Origin of the sequence: Brachyspira pulli (assembly GCF_036997785.1) — a bacterium.
GTDB classification, from domain to species: Bacteria; Spirochaetota; Brachyspiria; order Brachyspirales; family Brachyspiraceae; genus Brachyspira; species Brachyspira pulli.
In genome coordinates, this window is the sequence record NZ_JAWLQI010000020.1 from 42,686 (window position 1) to 50,271 (window position 7,586).

At 24.0% G+C, this 7,586-nt stretch carries 7 protein-coding genes; 6 read left to right on the plus strand and 1 reads right to left on the minus strand.

Features of this window, described 5'->3' with window-relative positions:
• Window positions 1-11: 11 nt before the first annotated feature.
• From pstC to R4K56_RS06300, 5 genes are all read left to right on the plus strand, one after another.
• Window positions 12-941, plus strand: a complete 930-nt coding sequence (pstC, locus tag R4K56_RS06280) for a phosphate ABC transporter permease subunit PstC (RefSeq protein ID WP_335757017.1) — start codon at window positions 12-14, stop codon at window positions 939-941.
• Window positions 938-1,774, plus strand: coding sequence for a PstA family ABC transporter permease (locus tag R4K56_RS06285; RefSeq protein ID WP_335772559.1), 837 nt, complete (start codon window positions 938-940; stop codon window positions 1,772-1,774). The genes pstC and R4K56_RS06285 overlap by 4 nt, the downstream gene beginning before the upstream one ends.
• Window positions 1,767-2,516: a phosphate ABC transporter ATP-binding protein gene (locus tag R4K56_RS06290; RefSeq protein WP_335772560.1), complete on the plus strand. Its 750-nt coding sequence runs from the start codon at window positions 1,767-1,769 to the stop codon at window positions 2,514-2,516. Before R4K56_RS06285 ends, R4K56_RS06290 begins: the two co-directional genes overlap by 8 nt.
• Window positions 2,517-2,662: 146 nt before the next feature.
• Window positions 2,663-3,082 (plus strand): nucleotidyltransferase substrate binding protein, encoded by a 420-nt coding sequence (locus R4K56_RS06295; protein ID WP_335772561.1) that lies wholly within the window; start codon window positions 2,663-2,665, stop codon window positions 3,080-3,082.
• A 13-nt stretch (window positions 3,083-3,095) separates the two neighbouring features.
• Window positions 3,096-3,386 carry a nucleotidyltransferase domain-containing protein gene (locus tag R4K56_RS06300; protein WP_335757466.1) on the plus strand — a complete coding sequence of 97 codons (291 nt, stop codon included), beginning with the start codon at window positions 3,096-3,098 and terminating at the stop codon, window positions 3,384-3,386.
• 462 nt (window positions 3,387-3,848) lie between these two features.
• Here the strand turns inward: R4K56_RS06300 and R4K56_RS06305 are convergent, their stop codons facing one another.
• Window positions 3,849-4,883 carry an ankyrin repeat domain-containing protein gene (locus R4K56_RS06305; RefSeq protein ID WP_335772562.1) on the minus strand — a complete coding sequence of 345 codons (1,035 nt, stop codon included), beginning with the start codon at window positions 4,881-4,883 and terminating at the stop codon, window positions 3,849-3,851.
• Between the two features lie 156 nt (window positions 4,884-5,039).
• On the opposite strand from R4K56_RS06305, the gene R4K56_RS06310 reads away from it, so the two are divergent.
• Window positions 5,040-7,505: a tetratricopeptide repeat protein gene (locus tag R4K56_RS06310; protein ID WP_335772563.1), complete on the plus strand. Its 2,466-nt coding sequence runs from the start codon at window positions 5,040-5,042 to the stop codon at window positions 7,503-7,505.
• Window positions 7,506-7,586 lie beyond the last annotated feature (81 nt).

Below are 7,586 nucleotides of genomic sequence, written 5' to 3' on the forward strand. Positions count from 1 at the left end.
AAATAATTTTGATGTTGGAATATTCTGATATTATCAAAAAAAATAATAAATCTAATCTTAATGATTTAAAGGAAAAAGTTTTTTCTTTGATTATAACAATAATATCTTTCTTATGTATTATTGTATTAGCATTCATTATATTTTTTATAATAAAAGAGAGTATTCCAATATTAAAACATATAGGTATATATAATTTTGTATTCGGTAAAGTATGGCGTCCATTAGCTTTTGGTGTTTCAGAAAGTTACGGAATTTTTTATATTATACTTTCTACAATATATACTGCTATGCTTTCTACATTGATAAGTTTATTTATAGGTATAGGATTCAGTATATTTTTAGTATTTGCGGCAAATGATTTTGTGCGTTCTTTTTCTCTTTCATTAATGGATTTAATAGTTGCTGTTCCTTCTGTAATATATGGTTTTATAGGTTTGGTAATAATAGTAAAATTTTTTGAACATATACCAATACTTAATATGTCTGCTGGAGAATCTGTTTTGGCAGCTAGTTTACTTCTTTCTTTTATGATACTTCCTTTTATAATATCCACTGTTACAGAAAGTATGATGATGTTAAAAAAAGATTATAATAATGTTTCTCTTTCTCTTGGTATAGATAAATGGTACATGATATCAGAACTTATTTTACCAAATTCAAAGAATGCTATTTTAGTAGGATTTATACTTGCTGTATCTAGGGCATTGGGAGAAACTATGGCTGTTATGATGGTGATAGGTAATTCTTTAGTTTTTCCTAGATTATTAGGAAAGGCTGAAACCATAGCTTCTTTAATTGCTTTGGAAATAGGAATGGCTGAGGTAAAAAGTTTGCATTATAGTGCTTTATTTGCAAGCGGTGCTATACTAATGGTAACTTTATCTATTATAAATATATCTGTGCATTTTTTGAGAAAATATTTACTTAAACTAGAATTATGAGAAATTTAATTAAGATATGGTCTTTTATAAGTTTTGCTGTAATTATCTTTATAACAGTATTTATATTTGTTTTTATACTTTATAAAGGAAGAAATGCTTTAAGTTTAGATTTTTTATTAGGTAAGCCTGAAGGAATTATACTTGGAAAGGAAGGCGGAATATTTCCGGCAATAATTGGAAGTTTATACACATCTATAATATCGGCTGTTATATCCTCTTTGTTTGGAATATCTGCAGGAATCTATTTGGTATTTTATAATAAAAATAAATATATTAATTCTTGCTTTGATATAGTTTTTCAATGTATAGCAGGAATACCTTCTGTAGTGTTGGGATTATTCGGATATGCTATGCTTGTATTACATTTAGGACTTGGAAAATCAATATTATCAATGGCTATAACTCAGTCTATTATGATTCTTCCTTTTATATCAATAAGAATAAAGAAGGTATTAAAAGAATTGAACACTGATATTATAAATAGTTCTTATGCTTTGGGAATAAGCAAATCATACACAATAATTCATATAGTATTAAAAGAAATAGGAATAAAGGCTTTATCTATAGTAATGCTTGCAGGTGCTTTAGCTATAGGGGCAGCTGCTCCTTTGATGTTTACTGGTGCTGTTATAAATGCACCTCTTACTACATCAATATTTAAACCTTCTATGGTTCTTCCTTATCATTTATATATACTTCTAACTCAGGGAATATCTGAGGCAAATGCTTATGCTACTGCTTTTGTGCTTCTTTCTATAGTTTTAATATTAAACTTTTTTGCGGTATTTTTGAGATTTTTAAAAATTAGTAAATCGGGTATAAAACATGAATAATTATATTTTACAATTAAAAGATGTATCAGTATATTATTCAAGTAAAAAAATACTTGATAATATAAATATAGACTTTGAAAAAAATAAAATAACTTCCATAATAGGGCCAAGCGGCTGCGGTAAAAGCACATTATTAAAAACTATAAATAAAATAATACTTGAAGAAAATGATGCCATTGTAAATGGAGATATTTATTTCAATGATATAAATACTAATAATATTCCAATAGAAACATTGAGAAAAAATATAGGAATAGTATTTCAAACTCCAACTCCTTTTCCTATGACAATTTATAAAAATATAAGTTATGCTTTAAAATATTATGGGTTCAATAAAAAACAAATAGAAGAAAGAGTAAAAGATATACTAAAACTTACAAGTCTTTATGATGAAGTAAAAGATAAATTAAATACTTCAGCTTTGAAATTAAGCGGCGGACAAAAACAAAGACTTTGCATTGCAAGAAGTTTAAGCGTAGAGCCTGATATACTTCTTCTTGATGAGCCTTGTTCCTCTTTGGATATTATCAATTCAAATAAGATAGAAGATACATTATTGAGTTTAAAAGAAAAATATACAATTATAATAGTAACTCATAATATAGCACAGGCAAAAAGAATATCGGATAATGCAATATTTATGTATGACGGTAAAATTTTATCAAGCGGTAAGATTAATGAAATTTTTAATAATAATGAAAACCCAATAATAAAAAATTATATAAAACTTATGGATAGTTAAAATAAGTAATTGTTTAAAGAAGAATATTTAAAAGATATTAAATTAAAAAGAGAATATTATAATAATATGCTTGATGATGAAAATTAAAAAACTTGATAAATATGTTCTGTATTATATAATTATAATTAAAAATTATTGGAAATATTATGTCAGAAAATATTCGTTGGAAACAGAGATTTAACAATTTTGAAAAAGCATTTAATTTATTAAAAAGTGTATTTGAAGAAAAGGAAATAGAAGAATTATCATTATTGGAGCAGGAAGGTGTTGTTCAAAGATTTGAATATACTTATGAATTGGCTTGGAAAACTTTGAAAGATTATTTAGAATATAATGGAAGTTTAAACAATATAGATATATCTCCAAGAAATATTTTTAAAGAAGCATATTCAGCAAAGATTATCAAAAATCAAGATGATTTTATAGATATGATGTTAAGCCGTAATTTACTTTCACATACTTATGATTTCATTAAATTTAAAGAAATTATTAATAATATAAAAAATAATTATTTGAAAATACTTAATGAATTATATAGTTTCTTTTTTGAAAAAATAAATGATTAAAGGATAAATATTAATGCTTGATGAAAAGATAAAAGAAGGTATAAAAAATATATGCAGTTCTTATGAGAGTATAGAAAAAGTTATACTGTTTGGTTCTAGGGCAATGGATAAAGAAAAATATAATTCGGATATAGATTTGGCTGTAATTGGAAAGTTTGATTTACTATTTTGCGAAAGACTAAAAGAAGAATTATCAGAGCTTCCTACTCTTTTAAAATTCGATGTTATTTCTTATAATGATATAGAAAATCAAGAATTAATAAATGATATAAAAAATCATGGAAAAATTATTTATAAAAAATAGTATTAATGATATTTGATGAATAATGTATCATTATAGCAGAAAAATATTTCCTCATTAATATATTCTATAATCAAGTTTATTTATATATACTGAAAATTTTTAAGTTTGTTAACTGATGCACTTTATATAGAATTATCAACTTTTTTGCCGCACACGCTCTGCGGACTTCGTCAAAGTTGATATATCCTCGACAGGCTCGGATACGCTTCGCGAAAACGCAATTGCTATAACTTTATATTTAAGAATATCTATTAAATATGGTGTAATACCATAATTTTAGGTTAAAAATGCAGTTTTTTTGGTTCTTTTATACCAATACTTACAGTACTTCCTTCGGTCGTAAAAGAACTGGGGTATTGCACGCTGTGTACTTCGTAAGGGCAAAGCCCCAGATATAAAAACAAAAATATAAATTTATTTTTGACAAAGTATATTTGTTTCAGTATATATAATTAAAAAGTATTAATTATATTTTTCAAGAAGCTCAACTATATCCTTATAATCTTCTGATTTTGCCAGATCAAGTGCAGTCCTACCATATTCATCAGTTACAGAAGTATCAGCATTATTTTCTAAAAGTACTTTTGCAGCTTCAAATTGATTAAAACTTGCTGCATACATTAAAGCAGTCATTCCAAAATCAGTGGTATAATTAATATCAGCACCATTTTCTAATAACATATTTATTATATTAGTATTCCCTCTATAAGCAGCATTCATTAAAGGAGTAGGCGATATATCAATATGTTCATTTTCTATTTCGCATACTGTATTGGCATCGGCACCTTTCTCAAGTAAAAATTTTACCATCTCTTCATTATTATAAGTTGAGGCATAAACTAAAGCATTAATGCCGTCATCATCTTTAGCTTCAATGTCCGCACCTTTTTCAATTAAAAGCTCTGTTATAGCAATATTATGAAGACTAGCCATAAGAGGAGTAAAGCCTGTAAGTTCAGCAGGTAAATTTACATCAGCTCCTAAATCTATAAGTTTACTAACAAGTTCTTCATCATACATAGCTTCTGTTAATGGAGTAGAATATCCTAAAGTTAAATTAACATCTGCATTGTTTTCTAATAAATAATTTATGATATTAGTTTGCTTATATTTTATAGCTTGTATTAAAGGGGTTGACTTAGAATATTCATCTATCTCTAAATTATAATTAACATCTAAACTTTTTGATTCAATTAATTTTTTGATTGTTTGAAAATCTCCTGATTCTATAAAAGATATAATTTCTTTATCTGTGTATGAATAATATGTTGTTTCTTCTGTTTGATTTGTATTTATTGATGAATTATTTGATTTATTATCTTTATCATCTGTATTTGATTGTTCTGTTTTATTTATATTATTATCTGTACTGTCATCTAAATTTATAGTTACTTTATCTGCATTATTATTTAATTCTTTATTATTGTTAGTATCGTTATTATCGTTAGAGCAAGAAAATATTATGGTAGATAGAAAAAGAATTAACAAATATTTCATAAACAATATATCCTATAGTCAAGTTTTTATTTATTATATTATAAAAATTATTTTTTTCAAGTTTTTATATTAAATCCCTATAGGGTATATTTGTTATTTAAAAATATTTTGTAATAATGTATTATGTAACTATTAAATATTTTAGGAAATAAGATTATGGATGATAAAAATATTGATGTTTATACCAATAAAGGAAACACACTTTTAAAATTACATATGTATGAAGAAGCTTTAGAATGCTATAATAAAGCATTAGAATTAGATGATAAGAATATAACTAGTTATACCAATAAAGGAACAGTTTTATCATATTTAGGAAGATATGAAGAAGCCATAAAATGTTATAATAAAGTATTAGAATTGGATAATAAAAATATTAATGCTTACACCAATAAAGGAAATACCTTATATTATTTAGGCAAATATGAAGAAGCTATAAAATGTTTTGATAAAGTATTAAAATTAGATGATAAAAACATTTATACTTATAATATTAAAGGAAATGCTTTATCTTTGTTAGGCAAATATAAAGAAGCTATAAAATATTATGATAAAGCATTAGAATTAGATAATAAAAATATTGATACTTATATTGGTAAAGGAAATGTTTTATTAAAATTATATATGTATGAAGAAGCTATAGAATGTTATAATAGAGCATTAGAATTAGATGATAAAAATATTAATGTCTATAATCTTAAAGGAGAAGCCTTATTAGGTTTAAAAAGATATGAAGAAGCTATAGAATGTTATAATAAAGTACTAGAATTAGATGATAAAAATATTAGTGCTTATATTGGTAGAGGAATAATATTAGCAGTTTTAGAAAAACATGAAGAAACTTTAGAATGTTATAATAAAGTATTAGAATTAGATAATAAAAATATTTATGCTTATAATGTTAAAGGAACTACTTTATTATGTTTAGCCAGATATGAAGAGGCTATAGAATGTTTTGATAAAGCATTAAAATTAGATAATGAAAATATTACTACTTATATTAGCAAAGGAAGTGTTTTATCAGATTTAGGCAGATATGAAGAGGGCATAGAATGTTTTGATAAAGTATTAGAATTAGATAATAAAAATATTTATGCTTATAATGTTAAAGGAGCTATTTTATCAGATTTAGCCAGATATGAAGAAGCTATAGAATGTTTTGACAAAGTTATTAATATTGATAGTAAAAATAGTATTGCTCATTATAGAAAAGCAATGTCATTATTCTCATTAAATAAGTATAGGGAAGCATTGATTAATTTAAATAATGTTAATGATGATTATTTATCTTCATTTGATAAAGAAAAATCATTAGATTTTTATTATAAAAAATTTATATGCTTAAATCATTCTAATAATTATAAAGACGCTATATATTGCTGTGATAAAATATTAGAATTAGATGTTAAAAATATTGATGCTTATAATAATAAAGGAACTGCTTTATCAGATTTAGGCAAATATGAAGAATCTATAGAATGTTATAATAAGGTATTAGAATTAGATGTTAAAAATATTGATGCTTATAATAGTAAAGGAAATGCTTTATCAAAATTAGGCAGATATGAAGAATCTATAGAATGCTATGATAAAGTATTAGAATTAGATGATAAAAAATCTTATGTTTATAATAATAAAGGAACTTCTTTATCAAAATTAGACAGAAACGAAGAAGCTATAGAATGCTATAATAAGGCATTAGAATTAGATGATAAATACATTAATGCTTATAATGATAAAGGAGTTGTTTTATCAGAGTTAGGCAGAAACGAAGAAGCTATAGAATGCTATAATAAAGCATTAGAATTAGATGATAAATACATTAATGCTTATAATAATAAAGGAACTGCTTTATCAGAGTTAGGCAGATATGAGGAAGCTATAGTATGTTATAATAAAGCATTAGAATTAGATGATAAATACATTAATGCTTATAATAATAAAGGAGCTTCTTTATCAAAATTAGACAGAAACGAAGAAGCTATAGAATGTTTTGATAAAGCATTAAAATTGGATAATAAAAATATTGATTTATTAAAAAATAAATTGGAGGCTTTAGAAAAATTAAATGATTATAAAAATATTATAAGCTGTATTGATGATATATTAAAAATACATGATTTATTTGATAGTGATTATATAGAAGAATTGAAATTAAAAAAGTCTGATTATCTTTTTTCTTTAGAAGATTATAAAAGAGCGTTAAAATCGTATGAAGAATTAAAAACTGATGATTTTAAAATAAAAGAGAAAATAATTATTTGTTTTATGAAATTAAATAATTTTCAGAAGGCTCAAAAATATATTTCTAAATTAATGGTGAATAATAAAAACAATGAACTTTATTATTACAGAGGCATTTGTCTATTTAATACTAATAAATATCAGGAATGTATAAAAGATTTTGATATTGCTATAGATTATGAAGATTCAAAATTTTATAAAGCGTTATCTTTGCATTATCTTGGAAATAATTCTGAGGCTTCATTATTAATCACAGAATACAAAAATATAAATGAAGAAGACTATAGTAAAAAATATAATAAATTTAAAGAAGTGATAGATAAAATACTTATTCAAGATGATAAATCAGATTCAGCAGAAAAACAGATAATTGATTGAGTTTTTAAAATTTATTTTAAAACCCCGCCCTTTATCTTTATTATTTTATACTGGAATATCAAACTTTATTTGTTTTTTAGT